The sequence below is a fragment of the Streptomyces sp. NPDC093065 genome (assembly GCF_044754585.1).
In the GTDB taxonomy this organism is placed as follows: Bacteria; Actinomycetota; Actinomycetes; order Streptomycetales; family Streptomycetaceae; genus Streptomyces.
The window spans coordinates 1-25,701 of the sequence record NZ_JBIVPJ010000019.1; the positions used below are offsets into that span (position 1 = coordinate 1).

Here is a 25,701-nt window from a genome sequence, read left to right on the forward strand (position 1 = left end):
TCGAAAGCTCAACAGCTCCGGGCTCAGCTACGTTCTCACTGGTCATCGATGCATCCTCCATGATCGGGAGTTACACCGAACGATTTACAGTCCCCTGCGGACCGGACGTTCGCCACGACTACGGACGCGGACCGCTGGCTCATGCGGAAGCGCATCGAGATCGAGGAAGGGCGGTGGCTCGACCCGGCTGAGGGGCAGACGACCGTTCGCGACTGGGCGGCTCGCTGGCTTGCGGCCGTGTCGCCTCAGCTCAAGCACAAGACCCAGGCGTCGTACCGGTCACTGATCAACTCGTTGATCAATCCGGCACTTGGTGATCGTGAACTCTCCAGCCTTCGGCCCATCACGGTCACCGAGTGGGTGGGTGCGATGCGGACCAAGGGGCTCAGCCCGTCGCGTATCCGGCAGGCGTACCGGGTGCTGTCGCAGATCATGCGCTCTGCCGTCGACAACGACATGATCCCGCAGACACCGTGCAGGGGCGTGAGGCTGCCTCGCATGCCGCAGACGGAGCCGCACATCCTCACGCCGCTGGAAGCGTCGCGGATCGTCAAGGGCGCGACCAAGCCGCATGACCTGCTGATCGCGCTCCTCGCATACGCGGGTCTGCGGGTCGGCGAGGCGTTCGCCCTGCGGCGCGTGGACATCGACGTGTCCGGGGGCTTCGTCCTGGTCGACGAGAACCTGGCCGAGGCGAACGGCACGCTGGTTTTCGATACTCCCAAGTCACATCAGAAGCGACTGCTTCGTGTGGGCCCGTCCCTCGCCGAGCGGCTCGGCCGGCACTTGGAGACTCTGCCCGGTGGGGATGACACGCTCCTCTTCACGACCCCTGGTGGCAAGCCCCTGCGCTACAACCAGTGGCGTAAGGCGTACTTCGATCCTGCCGTGGCTGCCGCTGGACTGACTGACGTCACCCCGCACGATCTGCGTGCCTCGCACGGCACCTGGGTCGCTGACCGGTACGGCGTGATGATCGCCGCCCAACGGCTCGGCCACTCGAATGCGAGCGTCACAACCCGGCACTACGCGCGGCCGGTTGCCGGACGGGATGACCAGGTGGCGGCGGCTGCAGACGGATGGCTCAATGAGCCCTGACCTGTGAAGGGCAAAGGGGTGCCTCCGTCGAGAGACACCCCTTTGCCCGTGTTCACCTCAGCGGCTTGCCATTGAGGCGACTAGTAGCGGGCCCTGATCCACAGTGCGATCAAGCTGACGACAGTAGTCCCTGCGCCGTACGACGCGCCCCGGAGGACTTGCAGTGCCGCAGTCCTGCGGTGCTGCGTGATCCAGCGAAGTGCTCGTCGTGCCGATTCGGTCACATGCCTATGCGGGCCCTGCGTCGGCTGCCTATCATTCACGAGTCGTGACTTCTCCGTTCTCAGATCGCGGATGGGGGAAGCACGCGCTGAGAGCCCCACTGACCTGTGGTTTGGACGCCCGAGGTCGATGTCGGGGCTCTCTTCGCAGTTGCGGCGTGATGACCCAGCCATCCTGGGTCAATTAGCCATCGGTGGTGCGTCGTTGAGCGACGCCGCAAGGAGAAGTAGACCGCGTTGGATGGGCGGATACAATCCCTTCTGGAAAGTTTTTTTTGATTCCACGGGATCAATTGCGTCACAATCGCGGTTCGCAAGGTGATTCCACTCGGGTGGCTTGCTTTCGATGGCCTGATGGGCCTCTATGCCTTTCGATGCCTGTATGGGGATCCGTACACCCGCTAGGCGTCGTGTTGGATGCTCCGTGTCGCCGGGGTTCCTAGGGTGACGGGAGCTTCGGGCCATGTTTTTGAAGGGGTTCTGCGCTCCTTGGGCGACCGCGTCGCGAGCGTGTTCGAGGTGCGTAGCGACACCCGATGTACGTGCTGATCGGCTCTTGCTCCCGCACGGCAGGCTCCTTGGGGCACGAAGGGGGCACAACGAACCAGGCTGCTCTTTCATCGATGCGATGTTGCCCGCCTGACCAGCGTGGGAGCTGAAGCGGAACCCGAGCCGCAAAAGGTCTTGAAAACCGTCGTGGCGCAAGCCACCGTGGGTTCAAATCCCACACCCACCGCGGTGTTTGACGGCCCCTGACCAGGCGTTACGGTCGGGGGTCGTCGTCTTGGGCGGGGTCGGGTTATGGGTGGGGGTCTGATGTTGGCCGTGATGCAGTTGCAGTACTTCCGGGGCGGGGGCGTGCGGCTGGGTTTCTAGGGCTGGCTCGACGGGTTCTGGAGTTCGTAGTCCAGGGCCAGCGTCGGCCAGTCAACGTCTCGCAGGGCCGGGTCCGTGTCGTACGGGTCCGGGACGCGGGTCGTCGGCTGGAACCAGATGACGGTCAGGCCGGAGCGGTAGGTGATCGGGTCCCTGGCCGGGGTCAGGGGCGTGGAGGAGAAGTGGCCGACGCAGGCCACGCGCGGGAGTGTCTCGACGGGGCCGAAGGCGCCCGCGTACTGGTCCGGGTACTCGCGAGGCGGCGGGATCAGGTGGACCGGCACGGTGGGGGACAGCCGGGCGGCGGTGTGCAGGAGGGCCTGGATGCGCAGGTCGTTGGCGGGGCGGCAGGGGTAGCCGTGCGGCAGGTCGCCGTAGGTCGGGGTGAGGCGCAGTTCGGTCAGGTCGACGCTGCGGCCGTCGGTCAGGACGATCCGGGTCAGCGACAGGGTCGGCACTCGGGAACGGTCGTGCATCGGGGTCTTTCAGTTCGGTGCCGGTGGGGTCGGGTGGGGCGGGTGCGGCCCCAGGCGAGGGGCAGGCGCTCGGTTTTCGTCGGGTGTCAGGGGTGCCGGGCCGTCATGCGTGCCGCCGACGCGATGGTCGCTCGGGCCTCGTGTTCGGGCAGGCCGGTGGCGCGGGCGGCTTCCAGCAAGGGGGTCAGCAGGGCCGGGCCGACGCCGTTCTCGTAGGCGCGGCAGGCCGCCCAGAAGAGGCGGGTGTTGCGCTGGCCCTCGTGCGCGGCGAGGACGAACTGGACCAGACCCCGGCCGTCGCCACCCGTGGGTCCGCTCCCGGCATGCCGCACGGGCGGCGGGAGCAGCAGGCGGAGGAGCGCGGGCGGGCAGGGCGCGGGCGCCAGGTGGGACGTGCCGGGGGCGGTCGTGTAGGCGCCGTGGCGGGTGCGGGAGCCGGGGCCGACCAGGTAGCCGCCGGCGCCCCGGACGTCGATGCCGGGGGCGAGGCGGCCGGCCGAGTTGGGGACGACGTGGTCGGGTGGGCCGGTGAGCCAGAGGTGGCGGCCGCCGCTGGGGGTGAGGACGACGACCGTGGGCGGGATCGTGAACAGGTGGCGCAGGGCCAGTTCGCGCAGGGCGGTCGAGGAGTCCGGCTCCGGTTCGCCGGGCCTCGTGTCGAGGTCGATGCCGATCAGGTGGTGCGGCGGCAGACCGCAGGCGATGCCGTAGCCCGTGGCCCAGGGGGCGGCGGCGAACAGGGCCCGGATGCGGACCGGGTCGGTCGACGCGTCGTGGACACCGTGGCCGAAGCGGCCGCACTCGCCGTGGCAGGTGAGGGGACCGGGGGCCGGGGCCCGGCGGTGCGGGGAGCGCAGCGCCGGGAGCTTCGTCCGGGCCAGCGGGATGACGGCCAGTCCGCGTTCCGCGGCTGACAGGGCGTGTGCGAGGGCCAGAGTCGTGGCCCGCCGGTCGGTGGTGGCCATGGGTCTATGTTCGTACGTATGTTCGAGAAAGGGAAGGGCGGGCGTGTGACACGCCGGGGCGGGCCGGCCGGGTGGAGAAAGTGGCGGAACGCTTCACCTCTTGCGGGGCTTGGGGTGGAGCTGTCCGTACTGTGTCGTGGTGGTACGGAAGGGAAGCAAAGGGGTTTATCGACTTGTCCTCACGCTTGAGGGCGAATCAGTGCTTCCGGGGTGGTTCGCCGGGGATTCGGTGGGCAACTCTGATCACGCGACGTCGTGCACAGCGTCGAGGCGGTCGGCCAACTGCCTTGGCACAAATCCTGGTTCACGTACTTCTCGCGTTGTCGGCTGGAAGCCGGTGCGCACTTGTTCTGGAGGAACAACATGGCAAGCATCCGTACCGCCCGTGTCGTCGCCGCCGTCGCCGCCCTCCCGCTCGCCGTCGCTCTCCTCGGCGGGGTGGCGGCGGCGGACAACGGCGCCTTCGCGGACGACGGATCGAGCGCGACCGCCGCCAGTGCCAACGCCGGCATCCTCGGCAGTGGTGTCGGCGGGAACAACAGCGGCAACTCGTCCACCACGCAGCAGCAGGCGGTCGGCTCGGGGGCCTCGAACCAGAGCAACACCGCGCAGGTCGACGGCTCCGCGTTCACGGCGATCAATCAGGGCAACGAGAACGTGGCCGTCAGCTTCTCCCCGCTGTGGTGGTGAGCTGAGGGGCCGGCGCGGGTGCGCTGCCGCACCGGCCCCCGGTTCCTTGTGCGGGTGTGCTTCATGGGGTCGCAGTGCGTCCGGGCGGCGGTACTTCGGTACCGTCGCCCGGACGTTTGCACGTTCCGGGTGGAAGCACCTTGGGTGGGAGCACCCAGGGGTGAACCCGCAGTACCCCTCCTCCCCCACTCCACCTACAGGAGGTGGGGCCACCACCACCCCTACAACCTGAGGGGGACTCTCCTTCGGGACCTGCGGCCGATCCGCCGGGCGCCCCCGCGCTCATAGCGTTGAGCCATGACCGCACCCGTCTGCACCAGCGCTTCGAACGCCGCCACCGCCCTGGCGCCGGCCACAGCGCCGGCCCCGGCCCTGGCTCCGGGCCCGGGCCCGGGCTCGGCTCTGGCCACGGCCACAGCAAGGACGCAGACCTTCCCGTACCCGTCGTTCTCCTCGTACGTGAAGGCCCGCCAGCCGGTGCTGCTGCGTACCGCCCGGTCGCTCACCGCGAACCCGAGCGACGCGGAGGACCTGCTGCAGACCGCGCTCACCAAGACGTACGTGGCCTGGGAGCGCATCGAGGACCACCGCGCCCTGGACGGCTACGTGCGCCGGGCGCTGCTGAACACCCGGACCTCGCAGTGGCGCAAGCGCAAGGTCGACGAGTTCGCATGCGACGAGCTGCCCGAGCCGGAGCCCGTGTCCGGCGGAGACGATCCGGCGGAGCGGCAGGCCCTGCACGACGCGATGTGGCGGGCGATCATGAAGCTGCCCGCGCGGCAGCGTGCGATGGTCGTCCTCAGGTACTACGAGGACCTCAGCGAGGCCCGGACGGCCGAGGTGCTGGGTGTCTCCGTGGGCACCGTGAAGTCGGCCGTCTCCCGGGCCCTCGGCAAGCTCCGTGAAGACCCTGAGCTGGGGTTTGTCCGGTCCTGAGCCGTTGTGTGAACCCCCGGTGGGATCGCGTATTCGGACCCGATCGCTGATCGATCACCCGGGACTAGTGACATACCGCGCGGTATGTGCGCAGAATCAGCGCAACCCTTACCGCCGCGTAGGCAATGTCGCCCCGGGAGGACACCGTGCTGAGCACGATGCAGGACGTACCGCTGCTGGTTTCGAGGATCCTGACCCACGGGTCGACCGTCCACGGCAGCTCGCAGGTGACCACCTGGACCGGTGAGGACGAGCCGCACCGCCGCTCCTTCGCCGAGATCGGTGACCGCGCCGCCCAGCTGGCGCACGCCCTGCGCGAGGATCTCGCCGTCGTCGACGACGAACGCGTCGCGACCCTCATGTGGAACAACGCCGAGCACGTCGAGGCCTACTTCGCGATCCCCTCCATGGGCGCGATCCTCCACACCCTCAATCTCCGCCTCCCGCCCGAGCAGCTGGCCTGGATCGTCAACCACGCCGCCGACCGGGTGGTGATCGCCAACGGTTCGCTGCTGCCGCTGCTCGCTCCGCTGCTGCCGCACCTCAAGACCGTCGAGCACGTCGTCGTCTCCGGGCCGGGCGACCGCTCCCTGCTGGACGGGGCCGCCGTCCGGGTGCACGAGTACGAGGACCTGATCGCGGGGAAGCCGACCGCCTACGACTGGCCGGAGCAGGACGAGCGGGACGCGGCCGCCATGTGCTACACCTCCGGCACCACCGGCGATCCCAAGGGCGTGGTCTACAGCCACCGCTCCATCTACCTGCACTGCATGCAGGTCAACATGGCCCAGTCGATGGGCCTGACCGACCAGGACACCTCACTGGTCGTGGTCCCGCAGTTCCACAACTGTGAGCCTAAAGGGGCATCCCCACGGCGGTGCCGCTCACCACATAGGCGACGACCCAATGTGAGCCACCGCGCGGCGTGCGGTGCCCGGCGCGTGCTCGCGGGAGGCCGCCATGTTTAGCACCATGCAGGACGCCCCGTTGACCGTGAGCCGCATCCTGCGTCACGGCGTGCGCGTCCACGGTTCATCGACGGTCATCACGTGGACGGGGTCCGGCCCCGCGCAACGACGCACCTTCGCCGAGGTCGGCGACCGCGCCGCCCAGCTCGCTCACGCGCTCCGCGAGCTGGGCGTCGGCGAGGGCGACGTTACGGGAACGCTCATGTGGAACAACTCCGAGCACGTCGAGGCGTATTTCGCCGTGCCGTCCATGGGCGCAGTGCTCCACACGCTCAATCTGCGCCTTCCTGCCGACCAGCTGAGCTACATCGCGCGCCATGCGGGCGACAAGGTGATCTTGGTCAACGGCTCACTGGTCGGGCTGCTGCTCCCACTCCTTCCGAACCTGCCCCGCCTTGATCACGTGGTGGTGTCCGGCCCCATGGCGGATGACGCCCGCGCGGCGCTGTCCAAGGCTTCCGGCGTGCAGGTGCACGAGTACGAGGAACTGATCGCCGACCGGCCCACGGTCTACGACTGGCCGGAGCTGGACGAGCGCCGCGCGGCCTCGCTCTGCTACACGTCCGGGACGACTGGTGAGCCGAAGGGGGTCGCCTACTCGCACCGGTCCATTTACCTGCACTCGATGCAGGTCAACATGGCTGAGTCGATGGGGCTTACCGACGCGGACCTCTCGCTTGTGATCGTCCCGCAGTTTCATTGCAACTCTTGGGGTCTGCCGCACGCCGCGTTCATGACCGGCGTCAACATGCTGATGCCGGACCGCTTCCTACAGCCGGGGCCGATCGCCGAAATGATCGAGCAGGAACGGCCGACCCACGCCGCGGCTGTGCCGACCATTTGGCAAGGCTTGCTTGCAGAGCTGACGGCGAAGCCTCGGGATGTCAGCACCCTGACTCAGGTCACGATCGGCGGTTCCGCCTGTCCTCCCGCCCTGATGAGGGCGTTCGACGACCTCGGCATGCGGGTGTTCCACGCGTGGGGCATGACCGAAACCTCGCCCCTGGGCACGGTGGCGAGGCCGCCGGCCACAGTGGAACCCGGCACCGATGAAGAGTTCGCCTACAGGCTGACTCAGGGCCGATTCCCGGCAGGTGTCGAGGGGCGTCTCATCGGTCCGGGCGGCGAGGAACTTCCCTGGGACGGCGAGTCAGCCGGCGAGCTGGAAGTACGCGGCCCCTGGATCGCCGGCGCGTACTTCGGCGGAGTCGACGGCGAGGCCGCCCGCCCGGCAGACAAGTTCAGCGCGGACGGGTGGTTGAAGACCGGCGACGTTGGCACGATCAGTGCCGATGGATTCCTGACCCTGACCGACCGGGCGAAAGACGTGATCAAGTCGGGTGGCGAGTGGATCTCGTCGGTTGAGCTGGAAAACGCGCTCATGTCCCACCCCGACGTTGCCGAGGCCGCCGTCGTCGCCGTCCCGGATGAGAAGTGGGGGGAGCGGCCGTTGGCGACCGTTGTACTCCGCGAGGGTGCCTCGGCCGACTGGTCCGCGCTGCGGGAACATCTGTCCGCGAATGGGATCGCACGGTGGCAGCTGCCGGAACGGTGGGCCCTGATCCCGGAGGTGCCCAAGACGAGCGTAGGGAAGTTCGACAAGAAGGTGTTGCGCGGGCGCTACGCCGACGGCGCGTTGCAGGTTACGCGGGTCTGACGCCCGGAAGTCTCACGGAGCAGCGGACGGCCCCGGTACCTGGTACCGGGGCCGTCCTGGTTCCGGCCCGCCGCGCCGCTCGGGGGATACGGCGACGGCGGACCTCCTCGCTACCGTCTCACCGGGTCCGGTAGCGAGGGGCTTACGACGCGTGTACGGGACACGCGTTGCGAGTGGCTGAACCCCTTTGGGGTGCTGTGGGGCGCCTTGTACGCTCGGCGCGGGGTGGGTCGGCCCGGAGTGTGCTGTACTCCGGGGCGGCCCATCATTCCGTCGGTCATACGTGGTAGGTCGTGCCCCATCGCATGGTTCCGCGCCCGAAGCAGGCGCGCACATGCTCGGCGATCTCCCCTTGGCTGGCCCCGCCGTCGAGGGGGTCGAACAGGACGAGGATGCGTACCGGTCTGCCAGCGGCCACTAGGCGTGTCCATGAGGTGGCAGCGGGGACGCGCAGCCGGTACGTGTTGTCGCCGTAGTCGAGGAACGGCATACCGCGCCGAACGCGGATGCGGTGTCCGATGTGCGGGGGGTGTTCGGCGCTCGGGCCGAGCCGCAGCGCTTCGGCGAAGGTTCGCATGTTCTCGCTGATGCGCTCGGCGCTTTCGTGCGCGAGGCGTGGTGGTGAGTGGTAGGCGAGCAGTTGGGCGACGGTGAACGCTTCGGTGGCGTGGATGCCGGTCGCGAGGTGTATCCCGCAGACGAAGCCAGGACCGGGCGGCGTCGTGATCTGAGACACGGTCATGATGCCTTCACTTCCGCCCACACGGCCTTGCCCAACGGGATGTCGGTTACGCCCCATGCGTCGGGGCATAGGGCGTTGAGGATGATCAAGCCTCGCCCACGGTCGCGGTGTTCAGACTCGGGACGGACCTTGGGCACTCGGCGCACGGGGTCGTGTACCTCGATGCGCGTCCGGCTGTCGTCGGCGTCGAGTACGACGCGTACGGAGTCTTCGGGTTCGGTGCCGTAGCGGATCGAGTTGGTGACCAGTTCACACGCGACCAAGACGGCGGTGTCGAGGTGGTCCTCGGATGCGCCCGGAACGTGGTACGTCACGAACTCGCGTACGAACTCCCGTGCCGCGCGGGCTGATTGGGCCTCGCCCGGCAGTAAGAGAATCGGCGGCGGGCCGTCGGGTGGTGTGCAGCAAGCGGGCAGTCCGGCCCGCCATTTTTCGATCATGCTTTTCCCCTCACGGGTGAGCGCTAGAGCGCGCAGGTCTTTCGTAGCACGCTCCGGGCAGCCTTGACCTTTCGTCACACAAGATTGCTCTCCCAACTCCCCCTAGTGCAAGCCCTGGCGCTCTGCGGTAGAAATTTGCATATGCCGGTAGGAGGAGAGTGCAGTGTGTTAAGTACGCAGGTGACAGCCGATGACGGGGCCGGGCAGACTGGTGAGCGAGCCACGGAAGGGGAGGGGAAGGGAATGAGTGCGCCTACAGTGCGCCGTCGGCGCCTCGGTGCGAAGCTGCGAGCGCTGCGCGCCGAACTCACCCTCGAAGAGGTAGCCGAACGGTCCGAGGGCCTGTTCGTGTACTCCAAGCTGTCGAGGATCGAGACGGCGAAGAGTCCGGCCAAGGCGAAGGACATCGACGCCCTGCTCGACCTGTACGTCACGCTGGGCCGGGAGGTGAGCGACGAACTGCGCGCCGCGCTGCTCACGCTCACCAAGGAAGGCGCGCAGCGCGGTTGGTGGCACTCGTATCGGGGCGTCCTGACGCCTGTGTACGAGGACCTGATCAGCCTTGAAGCCGAGGCCGAATCGGTCTCGTCGTGGCAGCTGGGCGTGATTCCGGGCCTGCTCCAGACCGGCGACTACGCTCGCGAGATCATCCGGGCAACGGCTATGTCTGAGGCGGTCGAGGCGCGCGTCGATGCCTTGGTCGAGGTGCGCCTCGCGCGACAGGCGGTGTTGAGCCGCGAGGACCCGCTCACCCTGTGGGCGATCGTCGCCGAGCAGGCCCTACGCTCGACGTCCGAGGGCGACGGCGTGATGCATGAACAGCTGGGCCGGTTGCTGACTATGGGGAAGCGGCCGAACGTGAACGTACAGGTCTTGCCCGTCAACGCGCCGTTGCACGTCGGGCAGCTGGGCAGCTTCACCCTTCTGGGCTTCGGCCCTCATGCAGACCTTGACGTTGTGCACACGGAGGGCCTGACCTCGGCACTGTACGTCGAGGAACGCGAGCAGGTCGCCGCACACCGGGACGCCTGGCAGCGGCTGACCTCTGCCGCGCTCTCGGTTGAGGCGTCGGCGGAACTGATCACAGAGATAAGGAAGAACGCATGACACATGTTGACGACGCCTCCACCCTGCCGGTGACGTGGTGGAAGTCCACGTACAGCGACAGCGGGGCGCAGTGCGTCGAGTGCGGCATCCTCGATGCCGAAACGGTGGCCGTCCGGGACAGCAAGGACCCCCACGGGCCCGCGCTGCTGATCGGCCGCGCCGCGCTGACCTCGTTTGCCGTAGCGGCGGCGGCCGGTCAGTTCGGCCAGATGTAAGGGAGCCGCAGACGTAACGACGGCCCGCCCCCGCGGCATTCGGGGGCGGGCCGTCCGTCGTGCGGGCCCCGGCCGCGAGCCTACGGCGAGCAGGCTGCCGGGGGAACAACACAAAGCCCCCCGTACGGCCATACGCGGCCGTACGGGGGGCGTTGCTTATGTGCGGGTGGCGATCTGCCACAGGGTGAGTGCGAGGCCGACCAGGGCGACCAGGGCGGCGACGGATGGCAGGGGCCACCGGGACCGTTCGAGGTCTGCGAGGCGGGTGTCGTTGCGCTTCTGGCGCTCGGTCTCGCCGCGTTCGAGGGTGTCGAGGCGGGCGTCGTGGTCGTCGAGGCGGCGCGCGTGTTCCTTGATCGCTTCGTCGGTCTGGTCGTGGCGTTGTACGAGCAGGGCGAGGGCGCCGTCGGTGCGCGTGAACCCGACCTCGATCGTCCGCCTGATCCGCTCCAGTTCAAGGGCGACTGCGGCCGGGTCGGACGGCGAGGGCTGGGTCGTCACGGCGCGGTGTGCTCCTTGTCGTCGTCGACCAGGCCGAGGCCGAGCCGGTCGAGCAGGGCCTCGACGCTCGGCAGGGCCATGACGCGGGCGAGGCCGCCGGCTGCGGCGAGACCGGCGGCGACCCACGGCAGGGACTCGGGCACGCCGGACGCGTCCACGATGGCGGGCAGTGCGACGGCGAACCCGACGATGCCCTGTAGGACGGTCCGCGCGGTGCGCTTGTTGGCGTCGGTCATGTGGTGGTGCTCCTGTTCCGGGTGGGCCCGCCCCGGTCGGGGCGGGCCGGTGAGGGTGGCGGGGTCACGCGGTGACGGTGAACCCGTGGTGCTTGGCGAGGATGTCGAGCGAGGCGCGGCCGGGCAGTCCGTCGGCGTCGGCGCCGTGGTACCCGCATCGGCGCTGCCACGCGGCGTACGCGGCCTTGGTCTGGGTGCCGAAGTGGCCGTCTGCGTACTTCTTGGCGAGCAGTCCCTCGGCCGCGAGGGCGTCCTCGACGATCCGGGCTCCCGCGTACGAGACCGGCGTACCGGACTTGGCCGGGTCGGTCCGGGCGGCGGCGAGCAGCTTGGACAGGTCGACGACCTTCGCCGCCGGCTTCGGCTTGCCGGGCAGGGTGCCGAGCAGCTTCCGCAGAGTCGTTTCCCCCGGCACGCCGTCGGCGTCCGCTCCGGAGTAGCCGAGGCTGCGCTGATAGTCGGCGTAGTTCTCGGTGTCGGCGTCCGACCAGGCCGGGCCGGGGCCCTGGGCGTAGTGCTTGCCGAACCCCTTCGCGACCAGAGCGCGGCCGACCTTGGTCACGTGGTCGCCCTTGGCGCCGTATCCGTAGGACAGGCCGCTGATCGTGACCCGGTAGCGGGCGACGGTCGGCTCGCTCGGCGAGGTGCTGCCGGTGAGCTTCTTCGCCCGGCGGACGATCTCGGGCAGCTGGGCGACGATCCGGGAGCCGGGGCACGACGTGTGTCCGCCCCACGCGCTACCGCCGAGGCCGTGGTACGCGAGGCCGCGGTCGCTGGTCGACGTGGCGACCTTGAGCGGCACGCCGTAGGTCACGTGGGCCCACGCCAGTACCTCGGCGTTGCGGTCGAGCTGGTCGTCGGTGAGGGTGTCGCCGCCCTGCCCCTCGTTCTCGACGGACAGCCACGACGTGTTACCCGCGGCCTGGGCCCACGCGCGGTCGGATGTGTCGACCCACTGATACAGGGCGCCGCCCTTGCCGGTGCCGAAGTGGGACGACGCGCGGGCCTTGGTGTTGCGGAACCACGAATCGGTTCCGCTGAGCGTTCCGGCCATGATGTGCACGACGACGCCGCGTACCTCGGCCTGTCCGTTGTCGGTGTAGTTGATCGGGATCGGGCGCCAGGTGGCGCCGGGCATACGTGCCACGGTGGGTGTCTCCAGACATGAAAAAACGCCCCGGCGCGGTGCGCGAGGCGTACGGGGCGAGCAGGGTTCAGACGTTGGCGAGGGCCATGATCGGGATGTCGTGATCGGCGAGGACGGCGGCGGCCGACTGGCTCACGGTGGTGGGCAGTGCGGCGTTTGACTGGCCTTCCGTGTACCAGGCGCGCGCGAACGGCGTTCCGGGCATCCAGAAGTTCGCCGTAGCGACCGGCGCCTCGTTCTGCACGTGGTAGAACGCGAAGTCGGCCGTTCCGCCCACGACCAGCGACCAGGCGGCCCAGTACCGGCCGGGCGTGAGCACGGTTTGCGTGATCGCGAGGGGTACGGCTCCGATGTGGTTCGAGACCATGGCGGGCATCGAGCCGGTTTCCTGCCCGGCCTGAGTGAGCGCGACGGCGGCCGACTCGACGACCTTGGTCCCGTTCTCCCGGTAGATGCCCGCCCGGTAGCGGTTGCTGGACACGCCCCCGTAGCCGCGGGCGAACATGACGATCCTGTCGACGGTTGTCGAGTCCGTGATGTTGAACCCGACGAAGTACAGCCGGTTGGGCTTGAGGTACTTCGCGACGGGGTTCGCCACGGTGTACGGGTCGCATGACCACGCCTCGAATCCGAGGGCCTGCGGCGTCCACGCGTTCCGGCCGGCGGCGGCGGGAAGCTGCGCGATCGGGACGCGGGCCGAGGCGTCGAGGGATGCGACGCCGTTCGCTGCTGCTCGCGCGGTCGTGGCGAGGGCACCGACCTGCGCGGCGGTGTGCGTGTGACTGGCGGTCGCCGCGCCTACGTCGCTGGCGGCGAGGACGACGACGCCCGTGTACCCGTTGACGGACGCGACAGCGCCCCCGCCGCTCGACGTGGGCAGCTGGGCGGCGGGGACCTTGCCGGACGCGTCCAGCTGCGCGACGCCGTTCGCCGCCCCTGGCGCGGTTGCGGGGACGGCCCCCACGTCGGCGGCGGCGAGGATGACCTCGGCGGCGCTGATGCCGTTGACCGACTGCACGACGCCCGGTGCTCCGGGTGCGCCGTCCGCTCCGTTGGTGCCGGGCGTGCCGGGTGCGCCCTGGTCGCCCTTGGCCCCCTTGGGGCCGATCAGGGACGCGAGCCACTGGGCGCGGGTGCCGGTGAACCCGGCGGCGACGGCGACCTCGTACGCGTCGCTACCGGCGAGGCCGGTCGCTCCGGTGTCCCCCTTGACGCCCTGGGGGCCGATCAGGGATGCGAGCCACTGCGACACGGTGCCGGTGAATCCCTGCGCGACGGCGACCTCGTACGCCGAGTCACCGCGCACGGCGACGTAGGTCGGGGTCGAGGGGTCGGTCGGCGCGATGTCGGCGAGGTCGACCTCGGGGGCCTCGGCAGGCAGCAGGATGGAGTACACGCGGTTCGTCGCGACGCCCGCGAGCTGTTCGGCGACCTGGTACGACCAGTCGTCGGGGTTCATGCCGGGGGCGTCGGTGGCCGGTAGGACGACCTCGAAAGCGCCGGTCGAGTCGAGCGGCGCGGTTACGGGTCCGCCGAGGATCACGTCGAACTCGCCGAACGTGACCAGGCTCGGGGCCCGCAACACGACCTGTCCCGTAAGGGGGCGGCCGTCAGGGGTCAGGAACCGGCCGGTCAGTCGGACGGTCGGTATCCCCTCGGGGAGCGGCATCGGTGGGGTCCTCCATGGTCGGCGGTGCGTAGGCGTGGGGGTCGTTGCCCGGGTCGGGCATGACGCCGCTGCTCGCGGCGTCGGGTGCGGGCGTGGTCACGGGGCCTCCGCTGCGGTGAAGGCGTTCCGGGTGTAGACGCCGAGGCAGTTCGTTTGAATCGGGCCGTTGCCGCTCCGTACGGAGTGCTTCAACCGGTAGTTGACGTGGTCCATGAACCCCTGCCGGACCGGCTTCGTGATCTGTCGCAGCGTCCAGCCGTTCGAGGTGTTCGCGACCCACGACTCGATCACGCCGTCGCTGTCCTCGAACTGGACATTGGCCGTGGTCCCGGCGGGCGTGTAGGTCTCGAACGCCGCGTACAGAACGGAGTTCATGAGCCGGGTCGCGCCGGTCCATGCGGTGGTGGTGCCGGTGTTCGCGGTCTGCTGGCCGGCGGTCGACTGCATGGGGACGGGCATCGAGGGGCGGCCGAGGAACCCGTCTGCGTAGGCGTCATCCATGACGATGACCTCGCCGTCGCGTGACCACATGCGGATCATTTGCGAGTCGGCGCTGTTCACGTCGTCGCCGACGGTCAGGGCGGCAGTGCCACTTTCGCGGCCGAGGCCGACGCCCCAATCGCCTTGCGGGGTCTGCCCGACGATGAACGTCCGTTGTCCGCCGGGGGTCTGGGCGATCAGCTGCCCGCCCTCGCCGATCACCACGTCGCCGGCCATGACCTGATTGAGGGCCGGGCGCATCTGCGCGCGCCCGCGTAGCTGCCGTACCTCCCGTTCGAGGGCGGCGATCCGGTCGAGTACGTCCTGTGGGACGAACGGCATTACGGGGCCTCCAAGTACAGCTGCGCGGTTTCGGGGCGCCCGCGCTCGGGCGGGCTCACGTTGATGCCGACTACGCGGTATCGGGCGTCGAGGGCGGTCGGGTGCCACAGGTCGCGGATGCGTAGGCGGATGGTCGAGCCGAGCAGGCCCGGCGTGATCGCGCCGCCGAGCCGGACCGTGATTTCCGGGATGGTGACCGGGGTACGGGCGGCGGCGTGGTCGGCGCGGGCGTAGGCGTCGAGGGTGTCCTGTCGCTCAACCGTGGTGTAGTCGCTCGACCCGTCGAGGCGCGGCCACCCGGCGGCGAGGTCGTCGTCGGCGACCAGGACCGGCGAGGTAAGGGGGAAGGAGTCGGCGGCCTGGTTGGTATTGATGGACGCGCCGCGCGTCTGCCAGGTGTTCGCCTTCTTGGTGGCGTCGACCGGCCACGTGTAGGACAGGACCGGCCCCGGATGGTCGAGGACGACCTCGGACGCGCCCGTACGGATCGTGGGGTGTCCCAGCTGCAACCGCTTGATCCGGCGGCCGTCGCTGTCGCGGAAGCTCGCGATGCGCCACTCGAACCCGTTCTCGACGGCGGCGAGGTCGTCGAGCAGGTCGCCGACGCTCGGGAGGTCGTACCGCAGGAAGGTGCGGTCACGCGCGATGCCGGACGGGTCGGCGTCGTACGTGATGCCGATGTCGCCGCCGGGTGCGTTCTGTGCGTAGTCGACCAGGCCGCGAGCGATGTCGAATTGGTCGACCTGCTGCGCGATCTGCGTGTCGTACAACAGGCGGCGGTACAGGTAGCTTTCCCACCCGCCGGCCTGAATCTGGGCGCCGAGGAAGCCGCGGGCGTCCGAGGCGAGGGCGAGCGTCCACAGGACTCCGCCCCACCACAGGTCGCGCCCGCGCTCGACCCATATCCCCGTACGGCCGGGCAGGATCGCCCGGCGGGCCCGCTCGGCCACGGCGCGGTTGGGGATCGGCACGGTGCCGGTGAACCGGCCGGTCTTGCCGATGTAGTCGTCGAGGGCGACGCCCTGTACGGGAAGGGCGTCGAGCAGCTGGTCGGTTCGCAGGTCACAGAACAGGACCCGGTACGGGGGCGCGGCTCGCACGGCACCCCCCGTCACGGCAGCAGGAATGTGCACGACGCCCTGATGTTCCGGTCGCTGCGCAGCGCGCCGCCCCCGGACCAGGTGCGCAGCGTGATCACTCCGGACGTGGCCAGGCGGGCGGACCCCTCGCCGTATCCGTCGGACACGGATATGTCGGCGTCGATGTTCGGGCGCCACCCGCTCGGCAGGGTGCCGATCGTCTCGTCGTTGATGTTGCCCCCTGCGGGCACGTTGAGCTGTGCGCCCTTGCGGCTGACCTCGACGACGAACGAGCACACGCCCGCGTCGGGATTGCGGCGCGCGGCGAAGGTGTTCAGCGTGTAGGCGGACGAGACGGCGAACCCGGTCGCGGTCGACTCGGTCCGGCGCGGGGTCCGGTAGGTCTGCCATTCACCGGCCGTCGCGTTCCACCGTTCCAGCACGCTGCCGTTGTCGCGGTACTGGCCGTCGTACGAGCCGTTGAAGCCGAGGCCCCACCCGCGCGGGATGATGCCCCCGGCGGCAGTGGTGTAGCGCCGCCGGTCGGCGAGGGCGGATGCCCAGTTGATGCCGCCCACGCCCGCCGAGGTGCCCGCGGGTACGGCCACGTCCCACAGGCGCAGACTCGCCGGCTCCAGGGTCGGCGCGGTCGGGGTCGCGTCCGGCTCGCCCTCGACGATCTCGATACGGGCGAGGTTCTGCCCTTCCCGGTCGAACAGGGCGTCGAGCACGCGCACGGCCACGGTGTCGATGCGGCCGAACTGGGCGTCGCCATCGGTGAATGTGAGGGTGACCGGCCCGTCGTTGGCGATCGGGTACGCGCCCTGGGCGTCGGTGCCCTGTACGTACGCGCGCCCGGCGCCGATCTGGAGTTGCATTGCGGCGGCGCCGGTCGCGGCGAAGGGGTCGCCGCCCGGCAAGACACCGTCGCGGACCCTGATCGGGGACTCGTGCGCGACGGGCGACACGGGGGCGAGGCGGGTGTCTTCACGGGTCTGCGCCTTGGGCAGCAGCCATGCGGAACGCACGGTCACGGGGGGTGTCTCCTTACCAGTAGGCCGGGCGGTACCGCACGGTCGCGGTCGCGGCGGGGTCGCCGGACGCGGCGCGGAATTGCAGCTGCGAGGGGCCCGGCGGAAGAGTCCATGTCTGCTCGGGAACCGAGCGCGCGGTCGCGGTGTAGATCCGCGAGGCGGTCGCGTTGAGCGTGACCGTGCCCGCCGCGGTGTCGACGGCGAGCACGTCCTCGGCGGCGAGCGGTAGGTCGTATTCGAGTACGTCGCCCGTGTCCACGTTGGTGATCGAGGGCCGTTCCACCGGGCCCCGGAACTCGATCAGTGGATGGGTCGCGGCGTCCCCGGCGTTGACGACCGACAACGTGCCGGTGCTGCCGGGGGTGCCGAAGTCGAGCGGCCACGACAGGCCGCCGGACGGCGAGCCGATCAGCAGCGACGACGTGCCGATCGGGACCGGCGCGGGGAGCGCAGCGGGCAGCAGTACGACCGGCTGCACCCACGCGGCCCCGGCGGGCGCCGTCGCGTCGAACGTGCCGTCGCCCTGGTCGCCGGTCGAGTCGGCCAGGTACGCGCCGGACGCGTCCCACCACCGGAGGATGATCGTCGCCCCCTGGGCGGCGGCGAGCGCCGACGCGAACGCGACCTCGGCCCCAACGGACACCGGCCACCCGTAGTCGCTCGACTCGGCCGACCAGACCAGTTCACCGCCGGCTGTCTGGGGGTGAACGCTTACCGTGCCGACACCGTCGCCGGCGAGGACGGGGTCGCCGTCCGTCCACCAGCGCCAGAGTTCGCCGACGCCGGCGGCCTGCTCGCCGTCGAGAACCTGCTCGGGGTCGGTGTCCCACATCAGGCCGCTTTCCGGGGCGGGCAGGGTCGCGGGGGCGACCTGCTCGACCAGGCCGTACCGGCGCGGGTCGGTCGCGACGAACTCGACCGCGCCGCCCGTGATGGTGCCGAGCCGGTAGCCGAGGCTCGCGGGTATCGCCCGGCGGGTCGCGCGGGCCCACACGAGCAGGGGCCCGCGTTCGTCGATCCACACGACGAGCGGTAGTTCGTCCTCGACCGGCACCGTGCCCCGGTTGAGGGCGGCCACGACCGCGCCGACGGACGCGCGCGGGGCCCGGATGACCAACCCGTCGAGGCCGATCGTCCGGGCCTGTGCGAGCAAGCCGCCGGGGAACGCGCCGTGCGCGTCGCTGCGCGGGACGGTTCCGGAGTCGAGGCCGGGGAGGTCTTCCCACCCGGTGAGGGTCCGCCACCCGTAGGGGGTGCCGGGGCCGAGCAACAGGTCGCCGTACTGGACGTGTCCGGGCCGGGTGACCTGGTCGCCGACAGCCATCGTCACCCCCTCGCCTTGGCAAGCCAGTTGAGGGCCCGCGCGTTGTCGTCCGGACTGCCGTTCTCAGCGGCGTGCCAGTGCTCGACGTGCACGGTCGGGCCGGACGACGGCGCGGCGGCGAACGGCGAGCCGTAGCCGGGCACGACCGCGCCCGCGAGGGCGGGCACGGCGGGCGGCTCGACCAGGTTCCGCATGGTGCGGGCGACCGCGCCCGCGCCGCTCTGGATTCCCTTGACCAGACCGGCGGGAATCCACCGGCCGACCTGCTTTGCCATGACCCGCGACGGCGAGTGAATTCCCAGAGCCTTGGCGATCGGTCCGGGAATCATGTTTTTCGCAAAGGAAATCAGCTGGCTTTTCAGCCAACTGCCCATTGAGCGAACGCCGTTGTAGAGGCCGCGAATCAAGTCGCGCCCCTTGTCCGACAACAGATCCTTGAGACTACCGACGGCGGAAACGATTCTGCCGGGCAGGCCGCGCACCCAGTTGACGAGTTCCGTCGCCTTGCGAACGCTTCCATCCTTGATGGACTGCCAATGCTTGATGATCAGGCCGGGCAAGGTCCAGTTAAGAAAGAAGTTGATCAGCTTTTGCGGCAGGCCCTTGACCCAATCCACAATTCCGTTCCAGACCCGAACGGTTCCCGACTTGATCGAATCCCAATGCTTGATAATGATTCCAACAAGCGTGAAATTCAGGAACAGGTCGAGGAGGAACTGACCCACGGACTTGATCTTGTCCCAGATCCAGTCCCACGCCGCAGCAGTGGCGCTCACGATGGTGTCCCAGTTGGCGACGATGAGCGCGACCAGGGCGACCACGGCCGCGATGATGAGCCCCACGGGGCCCATCGAGAGAACCCACGCAGCAGCCATCCGCGCGGCCTGAATCATCGACTGTGTGCCCATGAGGACCCACGCCCCCACCACGCGGGCGGCGGCGGCAACTGCCCCCGCGCCCTGGGCGATCCAGCCGGCGAGTATCGACGCGTTGGCGACCAGGAACGCGCTGACCGCGCCCGCCGAGGCGGTGCCCTGGGCTATCCACCCGGCGACGACCGCCGTTGAGGTGGCCCACGCCTGTGCGGCGAGGGCGACCAGCGTCGGGAGCAGAAAGGCCGTGATCAGCCCGGCGGCGACGGTGAAGGCCGTCGAGTGGTCGGAGACGAACCCGGCCGCCGTGGCTACGCCCTTGCCGAACTTGAGCGCGTACTCGGCTCCGGTGACCAGGGCCGGTACGACGTAGTCGCCCATGACGCCGACGAGTGCTTGCATGGCGCCGCGCTTGAATGCCTCGAACTTGGTCGCGGCATTGTCCCGCATCGCGTTTCCGGCCTTGTCGGTCGCGCCCTTGACATCGCCGAGTGCCTTTACTGCGGTGGCGGGATTGAGCTTGAAAAGCGCGCCTTGCAAATCCTCGGCCTTGGTGCCGAAAAGCGCGACAGCGGTCGCGTTCCGCTTGGCCGGGTCCTCAATGGCCTTGATGCGCTGGAGGACATCGCCGAGCGCCTTACTGGCCTCGGGCCCGCCCTTAGTGAACGTCTTAGCCATGACATCCGCGTTAAGGCCAATGTCCTTGAAAGCCGCGACACTCCCCGCAGACATGTCCTTACTGCGGATCGCAAATTCTTTCAGCGCGTCCGCGACGGTGTCCGCATCGCGTGCGCCGCCCTGCAACCCCTGTTGCATAAGGCCCATCGCGGTTTGCGCGTCGAGGCCGAGGTCGCGGAACTGTGTCGGATATTCGGTGAAGGTGTCGAGCAAATCCTCGGCGGAATTGACGCCCTTCTGCGTTCCCTTTACGAGAACGTCCATTGCCTCATCCGCAGACGACGCAACGCCGGTCTTGAGCATCGTCCCGACCGCGCGGGACACCTTCCCCACGTCCTCGCCCATCACGGCCGCGGTGTCCGCGACCCGCTTGGACATGGTCTGTATCTGGGCCTGTGTCGCCTCGGGCGGCAAAAGCCCGTTTTGGGCAATGCCCTTGATGACCTCGGCGCCGTCCTCGACCGAGTCGACGATCGCGCCCGCGTACAGGTCACCCGCGACCTTGCCGTACCGCGCGGCCACCGGCCCCGTGGTGCCGAGTTGGGCCTGTAGCTTGCCCTGCACCTTGCCCTGTTCGAGGGCCTGGCCGACTCCGGCCATGAGGGCCGCGCCGATCGTCGCGCCGACGGCGGCCCAACCGAACGCCGCGAGGGCACTCGATCCCTGGTCGGCGGCGCTGTCGGCGCCGTCGGCCATGCCGTCGCCGATCGCGTTCCCGGCCTGCTGACCGGCGCGGTTGGCGTCGGCGATCATCGTGTCGCCGGTCGCGCGCATACCGGCCTCGGCGCGCTGCATGCCGGCGGCGGCGGGGCCGTCGTCGACTGTGATCGTGGCGAGGAGTTCGCCGACGGTCAGGGACACGCCGGATCACCTCCTGTCGGGGGTCATCCGGCGCGGTGCCGGTAGTGCGGTTACGCGGCGGGAATGCCGGTGATAGCTGCGATCTCTGCGGGGTCGGTCACCTTGCGGGGGGTGCGCGACCAGGCGCGGGCGAACCTCGCGTCGCCGGACAGGCCAGAGATCAAGGCCAGGAACCGGCGGGTGGACAGGGCGGCGAGGTCATGGGCGGCGAGGCCGTACTCGCGGGCGAGGTCTGCCTCGACGGCGGTCCAGTTGATCAGGACCGAGCGCCAGAACTCCCCGCCTTCTTCCCCTTCTTCTTCGCGGTCGTCCGGCGCGCCGCCCTGTTCGGCGCGGCGGCTTTTCCCGCTTCCTGCTGCTCGTACAGCTCGGCGGCGCGCACCATGGTGCAGCTGCCGGGCTTGCGGATGTTGGCGGCCGAGTAGATGAGCACGACGCCGAGTTGCCGGTCGGTCATGCCCGCTTCCGCCCACGTGTCGAGGACATCGGCCCCGTACAGGGTGGCGAGCATCCGCCGCACGTCGTCGGGGTCGCTGGACTCCTGTACGCGCTCCATCTGGAGTGTGAACATCAGGGGCAGGGACTCGGGCAGGGTGTACGTGCTCCCGTACAGGGTCAGCCGCTCGCGCGGCCGGGTGGCGGACTCCTCGGCGAAGAACGCGTCAAAGTCGGCCAGACCGGCGGCGTCGAGGTGCTGCTCGTCGTCCTGGTCGAGGTCGAGGTCGGTCACGGGGTCGTCACCACCGCGGCGGTGGTCGGCGTCCCGCATCGCGTGATCGTCGCTGACCAACTCGTCTTGTCGTTGTTGCCCCCGCCCTGCTCGCCGGGCGTGACGGTCGACTCCCACACGACCCACTGAGTCTGTGACTCGTGACGCCACCGGACGCGCCCGCGCGACTCGAATCCCAGGCGATTCGTCCACACGGTGTCGATGTACGCCTGTCCGGGGTCCTGGGCCTTGGTGGTCTTGTCGATGCGGTACTGACCCTCGATCGAGAGGGACGCGCCGCGCTGCATGACGTCCTGCTCGTACATGCCCTCGGACTCGAACACGGTCGTTTCGGTGGTCTCTTCGTTCTCACCCGGATTGTGGGTAAAAGTGTTGATACCGGCGATCGGGAGCCATGTTTCCGTACCGGCCTCGGCGTCCTCGACCTCGAAAATCCAGCCGCGGGCGTCGATGGGGCGGGAGTTGCCTGCCATCGGGGGGTTCTCCTTACGTGGGTGCGGGGCCGGACACGTCAAGGTCGAAATTGACGACGTGCTCGTGTCGGCCGGTGGAATCGGGCCCCATCGGGGCGGGGGTGCCGCGCGCGGCGGCGAGGGTGAGCCACAGGCCGCCGGGCAGCTCCACGCCCGCGAGGCCGTGTACGGCGCGGTACAGGGCCTCGCACCGGGCGCGGGACAGACGCGGGTCGGGCCCGCCCCGTACGCGGACCTGTAGGCGCCGCTGTTCGGCGTCGTCGCGCGCCTCGGGCGCGGGCCCGTCGTACAGGGCGAGCGACACGGCGGCGTCGGGCGCGGGCGGCATCGCCTCGACGAACAGGTCACCCGCGCGGCCGGTGGGGTCGTAGGTGACCAGGCCGAGGCCGTCGAGGTAGCGGGCGAGGCCGTCGAGCAGGTCAGCCACGGAGCGACCTCCGCACCTGGGCCGCGATGATCTCGGCGACGGCGCCGGCTTCCTCCGTGAGGGGCCCTTCGAGGTACTTCGCCGTCCGGCCCCCGTCGTGCCGGTAGTGCAGGTTCTCGTGTTGCCTGATCGCGTACGGGGTGTCGTAGGACACGCCCGCGGTGAGCGCGCTCTCGTCGACCGAGGCGACGCCGCTCCGTTCGAGGGTCGCCTCTTCGATCGGCACGCGGCGGCGGGAGCGTTCGAGGACGTGCTCGGCGGCGAGCCGTAGGCCGCGCACGGCCCCGGCGCGGGTGCCGCGCAGTGCGGCCGTGCCGTTCCACGTGAGGCGGGCGCGGGCGGTCACTCGCAACTCACCTCCGTACAGGCCGGAACGGGGAGCCCCGGCGCGGTGTGCTCGGCGGTCGTGATCGCCGTGGTGGTCCGCCCGTCGGGGAGGGTGATCCGGGAGCCGGGCGGGCTGTCGAGGCCGGGCTCGGTGATCACCTGCGTGGTGCTGACGACCTCGCGGCCGTCGGTGGCCCGGCGCACCTGCCGGACGGCGGCCGAGACCAGGGCGGGCACGTCCTCGACGGCCGGGCCGTACGTCGGCCCGTACGCGCTGTCGCCGAGGTAGGGCTCGACCGTGATCCGGTGGCGCAGCAGGTAGCGCGGAACGTTCACCAGATCACCCCCGGCAGCAGTCCGGCGCGCGTCAGGGCGCGGTGCGCGCGCGGCGCGAGGTCCACGTCGCCGACTGCCTGGGGGCCGTCGCGGCGGTCGCCGAGCGAGACAGGGCCGATGGAGACGCTTCCCCACCGGCCCGCCGCGCCCGTGCCGTCGTCGCCCGTGGCGAGCTGGTACTCGCACTGCGCGCACACGGCGTCGGCGAGGGCCGACACGATGGCGGGATCGGTCGGCATGCCGAGGCCGTCCGTCCCGTACAGGGCGGTGAGTAGGGCGTCGTCGATGTCCTCGGACGCCCTCGCGAGCAGCCGCTCGGCGCCCGGCGGGGCCGGGGTGCCGGTCCACGCGGCCAGTTGCTCGGGGGTGGCGTAGACGCGGCCCACCGGTCACCCCCCGTCGGTCGTGCCCTGCTCCGTCTTGCGGCGGGCGGCCGGGCGCGGCTTGCGCTTGGGGGCCTCGACCGGCTCGGCCGCGATGCCCGGGGCGACGGACTCGGGCCCGTGCGGGTTGACCTCGCCGGCCCCGGACGGTGCGCCCGTGTCGCTCGGGCGCGGGTCGACCGCCGCATCGCGCAGCGCGGTGCCGACCTGCTCGACCTCGACCTCGCGCGGGTCGACCGGCTCGACCGGCTCGGGCGGGGGCGGCGCCGATGTGTCGACGCCGTACCCCCGGCGGCGCGCGTACGCGATGAGCGCCGGGTCGTCCGTGGTGGCCTTGCCGTTGCGGAACCGGAGACCGGCCGGGCCGTCGCCCGTGAACCCCTCAACGGGGCTGTGAAGGGTCGCCATGATCACGCCACCTTCACGCCACGGAGAACGGCGGCGGCCTTGGTCGCCTTGAGCGCGACGCCCACCGGCCCCATCTCGACCTCGCCCGTCTTGACGGCGCCCGCGCTGGTGAAGTCCGGGAGCCACTGACGGACCAGGGCGCCGCCCGTGGTGCTGATGCCGTGGAAACCGTCGAGGCCGAGGCGCACGGCGTAGATGTCCGTGGTGCCCGCCTCGGCGTCGGTCGGGATCACGGGGTCGTTGCTGCCCGCCTTCGCGCCGAGGTCGACCAGCGGAATCCCGCGCCACGTGGTGATCGTGCGGCCGAACCCTTCGAGGGTGCCCAGCTGCGACACGAAGTCGCCGATGGTCTCCAGCGCCGCGAGGGCGTCGGCGTTCATCAGGAGCGCGGTCGGGGAGCCGTCCAGCTTGGCGTACAGCCGGCGCAGGTGCTTGAGCGCGGCAATGCCGGTCACCTGCGAGTTGACGGCCGACCAGTCGTAGCCGGTCGCGGTGCCGAGGGTGAGTTCGGTACTCGACCCGGCGAGGGCCTTGTCGAGGCCGTCGAACGAATCGACATCGACCGCCGAATCGCCGTTGATCACGGCGTCGGAAAACGTCGCGTTCGCCGCCTTGATCTTCTGCGACATCTGGAGGCTGACCTCACCCGATGCGGCCGGACCCATGTTCGCGAGGACGCGGTCGATCTGGAACGCGCCGCCCAGAACCGCGAGATCCGTGGTGAACCGCTGGCGCGTCACCTCGGTCTTCTGGTACTCGCTGTTGATCGCACGGAACGCGGCGGTGGGCTGCGTGATCAGGCGGGTGTACCCGTAGGTCAACACCGCCCCGCCCCCCGCCGGGTTGACCACGTCGTCGAACGTCAGGTTGTCGAGCAGCCACGACGACTTGCGGAATTCGTCGATGACCATCAGGTCGATGTCATCCTGTGTGTTGAGCTTCGCCTGAGCGAGGGTCACGGCCATGTGCGGTTACTCCTGGGGTGTCAGCCGCCCAGACGGGCGGCGATTGCGTCGGTGAGGGTGGCGGGCTTCCGGTCGCCGGTCGGTGCGCCCTGGAACTCGGCGCCGCCGCGCGGGGGCCCGGCGGGCGCGGCGCGGTACAGGTCGGGGTCGGTGGCGACCTCGTCCGTGATCGCCTTCTTCAGCTGCTCGGCGAACCCCTCGGCCGTCGGGTCGAGGGCGGCGAGCTTGTCCACGAAGGAACGGGAGTTGAGCAGGCGCGAGGCGTTGGCGCCCTCGGCCCCGGCGGCGCGGTACGCGGCCAGTTCGGAGCGGGCGGCGCGCAGCTGCCCGGAGAGGTCGGCGACCTGCTCGGTCAATTTCGCCGGGTCCGGCGGGCCGTCGTCCTGGACCAGGCCGAGGGCCTTCCCGATCTGCTGCGCGATCTCCGTCCGGGCCTCGTCGGCGGCCTTCTGCTTCGCCGTGATCCGGCCCTTACCGGCCTCGGCGCGCGCGTCGCTGAGGGCCTTCTGTGCCCACGCGGGGAGGGTCTTTTCGTCACCCTCGGCCGGCTGCTGCTGCGGCGGCTCGGCGGGCTTCTGCTGGGTCGGGTCCTGCCCGCCCGGCTGGCCGTTCGGGTCGCCCTGCTGTCCGGTGCCCTGCCCGCCGTCGCCGCCCTCGCCGGTGCCCTGCCCGCCGTCGGCGTACAGGATCGGAGAGAACGGGTTCACCGCGTAGGGGTGGGCCCAACCGGCGCCGTCGAGGCGGCGGCGGGCGAGGGTGCGCGTGTTCATGGGGTGCACTCCTGGTGCGTCGGGCCCGCTCCTGGCGGGCGCGTTCGGGCATGCAAAAGGGGCCCGCTCCTGGCGGGCCCCTGGGGGTGTCGGTGCTGCTCGGGCTACTCCTGGTCGGCCACCGGCCGAGCGCGGGCGTAACCCTTGATCCATGCAGTACGGAGCAGGGAATCGGACGGATGCGGGCACGTCCTCACGTCGTCGCCTCGGCGCCCGGCCTCGGCTCCCTGGATGACTGCCCGCGTGATGTCCTCGCGTGTGCCCACGC

At 70.1% G+C, this 25,701-nt stretch carries 28 protein-coding genes, 1 tRNA gene and 2 pseudogenes; 8 read left to right on the forward strand and 23 right to left on the reverse strand.

The genetic code is table 11. The features are described from left to right. Window positions 1-93 precede the first annotated feature (93 nt). Window positions 94-1,098: pseudogene (locus ACIQFU_RS28000) on the forward strand (tyrosine-type recombinase/integrase); the annotation flags it as partial. An 867-nt stretch (window positions 1,099-1,965) separates the two neighbouring features. Beyond that, window positions 1,966-2,057 (forward strand) — tRNA-Ser (locus ACIQFU_RS28005). Window positions 2,058-2,191: 134 nt separating this feature from the next. Here the strand turns inward: ACIQFU_RS28005 and ACIQFU_RS28010 are convergent. Both ACIQFU_RS28010 and ACIQFU_RS28015 read right to left on the reverse strand, forming a co-directional pair. Further along, window positions 2,192-2,671 carry a hypothetical protein gene (locus ACIQFU_RS28010; protein ID WP_402555039.1) on the reverse strand — a complete coding sequence of 160 codons (480 nt, stop codon included), beginning with the start codon at window positions 2,669-2,671 and terminating at the stop codon, window positions 2,192-2,194. Window positions 2,672-2,757: 86 nt separating this feature from the next. Next, complete coding sequence (locus tag ACIQFU_RS28015; RefSeq protein WP_402555040.1) at window positions 2,758-3,636, reverse strand: bifunctional DNA primase/polymerase; 879 nt, start codon at window positions 3,634-3,636, stop codon at window positions 2,758-2,760. A 363-nt stretch (window positions 3,637-3,999) separates the two neighbouring features. Here ACIQFU_RS28015 and ACIQFU_RS28020 point away from each other — a divergent pair, with 363 nt between their 5' ends. From ACIQFU_RS28020 to ACIQFU_RS28035, 4 genes and pseudogenes are all read left to right on the forward strand, one after another. Next, entirely contained in the window at window positions 4,000-4,326 is a 327-nt protein-coding gene (locus ACIQFU_RS28020; RefSeq protein WP_402555042.1) for a hypothetical protein, read from the forward strand. Window positions 4,327-4,623: 297 nt separating this feature from the next. Further along, complete coding sequence (locus ACIQFU_RS28025) at window positions 4,624-5,262, forward strand: SigE family RNA polymerase sigma factor (protein WP_402555044.1); 639 nt, start codon at window positions 4,624-4,626, stop codon at window positions 5,260-5,262. 125 nt (window positions 5,263-5,387) lie between these two features. Further along, window positions 5,388-6,107, forward strand: a pseudogene (locus tag ACIQFU_RS28030) (AMP-binding protein); the annotation flags it as partial. A 115-nt stretch (window positions 6,108-6,222) separates the two neighbouring features. Then, window positions 6,223-7,887: a long-chain fatty acid--CoA ligase gene (locus ACIQFU_RS28035; protein WP_402555045.1), complete on the forward strand. Its 1,665-nt coding sequence runs from the start codon at window positions 6,223-6,225 to the stop codon at window positions 7,885-7,887. Window positions 7,888-8,164: 277 nt separating this feature from the next. Here the strand turns inward: ACIQFU_RS28035 and ACIQFU_RS28040 are convergent, their stop codons facing one another. Then, window positions 8,165-8,629 carry a hypothetical protein gene (locus ACIQFU_RS28040; protein ID WP_402555046.1) on the reverse strand — a complete coding sequence of 155 codons (465 nt, stop codon included), beginning with the start codon at window positions 8,627-8,629 and terminating at the stop codon, window positions 8,165-8,167. Next, a complete protein-coding gene (locus ACIQFU_RS28045) occupies window positions 8,626-9,069 on the reverse strand; it encodes an ATP-binding protein (protein WP_402555047.1) in 444 nt (147 codons plus the stop codon). The genes ACIQFU_RS28040 and ACIQFU_RS28045 overlap by 4 nt, the downstream gene beginning before the upstream one ends. Window positions 9,070-9,312: 243 nt before the next feature. Here ACIQFU_RS28045 and ACIQFU_RS28050 point away from each other — a divergent pair, with 243 nt between their 5' ends. Together ACIQFU_RS28050 and ACIQFU_RS28055 are read left to right on the forward strand one after the other, a co-directional pair. Then, window positions 9,313-10,176, forward strand: a complete 864-nt coding sequence (locus tag ACIQFU_RS28050; RefSeq protein ID WP_402555049.1) for a helix-turn-helix domain-containing protein — start codon at window positions 9,313-9,315, stop codon at window positions 10,174-10,176. Further along, window positions 10,173-10,391: a DUF397 domain-containing protein gene (locus ACIQFU_RS28055; protein WP_402555050.1), complete on the forward strand. Its 219-nt coding sequence runs from the start codon at window positions 10,173-10,175 to the stop codon at window positions 10,389-10,391. The genes ACIQFU_RS28050 and ACIQFU_RS28055 overlap by 4 nt, the downstream gene beginning before the upstream one ends. 156 nt (window positions 10,392-10,547) lie before the next feature. Here the strand turns inward: ACIQFU_RS28055 and ACIQFU_RS28060 are convergent, their stop codons facing one another. The 19 genes from ACIQFU_RS28060 to ACIQFU_RS28150 all read right to left on the reverse strand — a co-directional run bounded on the left by ACIQFU_RS28060 (window position 10,548) and on the right by ACIQFU_RS28150 (window position 25,699). Beyond that, window positions 10,548-10,892 (reverse strand): hypothetical protein, encoded by a 345-nt coding sequence (locus tag ACIQFU_RS28060; protein ID WP_274031389.1) that lies wholly within the window; start codon window positions 10,890-10,892, stop codon window positions 10,548-10,550. After that, the gene (locus tag ACIQFU_RS28065) at window positions 10,889-11,128 is read right to left on the reverse strand and encodes a hypothetical protein (protein ID WP_402555053.1); all 240 of its coding nucleotides are present in this window, start codon (window positions 11,126-11,128) and stop codon (window positions 10,889-10,891) included. Before ACIQFU_RS28065 ends, ACIQFU_RS28060 begins: the two co-directional genes overlap by 4 nt. Before the next feature lie 64 nt (window positions 11,129-11,192). Next, entirely contained in the window at window positions 11,193-12,266 is a 1,074-nt protein-coding gene (locus ACIQFU_RS28070; protein ID WP_402555305.1) for a peptidoglycan-binding protein, read from the reverse strand. A 76-nt stretch (window positions 12,267-12,342) separates the two neighbouring features. Then, complete coding sequence (locus tag ACIQFU_RS28075; protein WP_402555054.1) at window positions 12,343-13,944, reverse strand: collagen-like protein; 1,602 nt, start codon at window positions 13,942-13,944, stop codon at window positions 12,343-12,345. Window positions 13,945-14,040: 96 nt separating this feature from the next. Beyond that, window positions 14,041-14,661, reverse strand: coding sequence for a hypothetical protein (locus tag ACIQFU_RS28080; RefSeq protein WP_402555055.1), 621 nt, complete (start codon window positions 14,659-14,661; stop codon window positions 14,041-14,043). Window positions 14,662-14,765: 104 nt separating this feature from the next. After that, a complete protein-coding gene (locus tag ACIQFU_RS28085; protein ID WP_402555057.1) occupies window positions 14,766-15,866 on the reverse strand; it encodes a hypothetical protein in 1,101 nt (366 codons plus the stop codon). An 11-nt stretch (window positions 15,867-15,877) separates the two neighbouring features. Further along, window positions 15,878-16,879 (reverse strand): hypothetical protein, encoded by a 1,002-nt coding sequence (locus tag ACIQFU_RS28090; RefSeq protein WP_402555058.1) that lies wholly within the window; start codon window positions 16,877-16,879, stop codon window positions 15,878-15,880. A 13-nt stretch (window positions 16,880-16,892) separates the two neighbouring features. Next, window positions 16,893-18,203 carry a phage distal tail protein gene (locus tag ACIQFU_RS28095; protein ID WP_402555059.1) on the reverse strand — a complete coding sequence of 437 codons (1,311 nt, stop codon included), beginning with the start codon at window positions 18,201-18,203 and terminating at the stop codon, window positions 16,893-16,895. Window positions 18,204-18,205: 2 nt separating this feature from the next. Next, complete coding sequence (locus tag ACIQFU_RS28100) at window positions 18,206-20,614, reverse strand: phage tail tape measure protein (protein ID WP_402555060.1); 2,409 nt, start codon at window positions 20,612-20,614, stop codon at window positions 18,206-18,208. A gap of 256 nt (window positions 20,615-20,870) precedes the next feature. Continuing rightward, window positions 20,871-21,344, reverse strand: coding sequence for a hypothetical protein (locus ACIQFU_RS28105; RefSeq protein ID WP_402555061.1), 474 nt, complete (start codon window positions 21,342-21,344; stop codon window positions 20,871-20,873). Next, on the reverse strand, window positions 21,341-21,817 hold the full coding sequence (locus tag ACIQFU_RS28110) for a phage tail tube protein (protein ID WP_402555062.1): 477 nt from the start codon (window positions 21,815-21,817) through the stop codon (window positions 21,341-21,343). Before ACIQFU_RS28110 ends, ACIQFU_RS28105 begins: the two co-directional genes overlap by 4 nt. 13 nt (window positions 21,818-21,830) lie before the next feature. Next, window positions 21,831-22,244 carry a minor capsid protein gene (locus ACIQFU_RS28115; protein ID WP_402555063.1) on the reverse strand — a complete coding sequence of 138 codons (414 nt, stop codon included), beginning with the start codon at window positions 22,242-22,244 and terminating at the stop codon, window positions 21,831-21,833. After that, on the reverse strand, window positions 22,237-22,590 hold the full coding sequence (locus ACIQFU_RS28120; protein ID WP_402555065.1) for a hypothetical protein: 354 nt from the start codon (window positions 22,588-22,590) through the stop codon (window positions 22,237-22,239). The genes ACIQFU_RS28115 and ACIQFU_RS28120 overlap by 8 nt, the downstream gene beginning before the upstream one ends. Next, the gene (locus ACIQFU_RS28125) at window positions 22,587-22,907 is read right to left on the reverse strand and encodes a hypothetical protein (protein WP_402555067.1); all 321 of its coding nucleotides are present in this window, start codon (window positions 22,905-22,907) and stop codon (window positions 22,587-22,589) included. The genes ACIQFU_RS28120 and ACIQFU_RS28125 overlap by 4 nt, the downstream gene beginning before the upstream one ends. Beyond that, window positions 22,904-23,293 (reverse strand): hypothetical protein, encoded by a 390-nt coding sequence (locus ACIQFU_RS28130; protein WP_402555069.1) that lies wholly within the window; start codon window positions 23,291-23,293, stop codon window positions 22,904-22,906. Before ACIQFU_RS28130 ends, ACIQFU_RS28125 begins: the two co-directional genes overlap by 4 nt. A gap of 3 nt (window positions 23,294-23,296) precedes the next feature. Next, complete coding sequence (locus ACIQFU_RS28135) at window positions 23,297-23,698, reverse strand: hypothetical protein (protein ID WP_402555070.1); 402 nt, start codon at window positions 23,696-23,698, stop codon at window positions 23,297-23,299. Between the two features lie 2 nt (window positions 23,699-23,700). Next, window positions 23,701-24,663, reverse strand: coding sequence for a major capsid protein (locus ACIQFU_RS28140; RefSeq protein WP_402555071.1), 963 nt, complete (start codon window positions 24,661-24,663; stop codon window positions 23,701-23,703). 20 nt (window positions 24,664-24,683) lie between these two features. Then, window positions 24,684-25,433, reverse strand: coding sequence for a hypothetical protein (locus ACIQFU_RS28145; RefSeq protein WP_402555073.1), 750 nt, complete (start codon window positions 25,431-25,433; stop codon window positions 24,684-24,686). 104 nt (window positions 25,434-25,537) lie between these two features. Next, a complete protein-coding gene (locus ACIQFU_RS28150; RefSeq protein ID WP_274031409.1) occupies window positions 25,538-25,699 on the reverse strand; it encodes an Rmf/CrpP fold protein in 162 nt (53 codons plus the stop codon). Window positions 25,700-25,701: the final 2 nt, after the last annotated feature.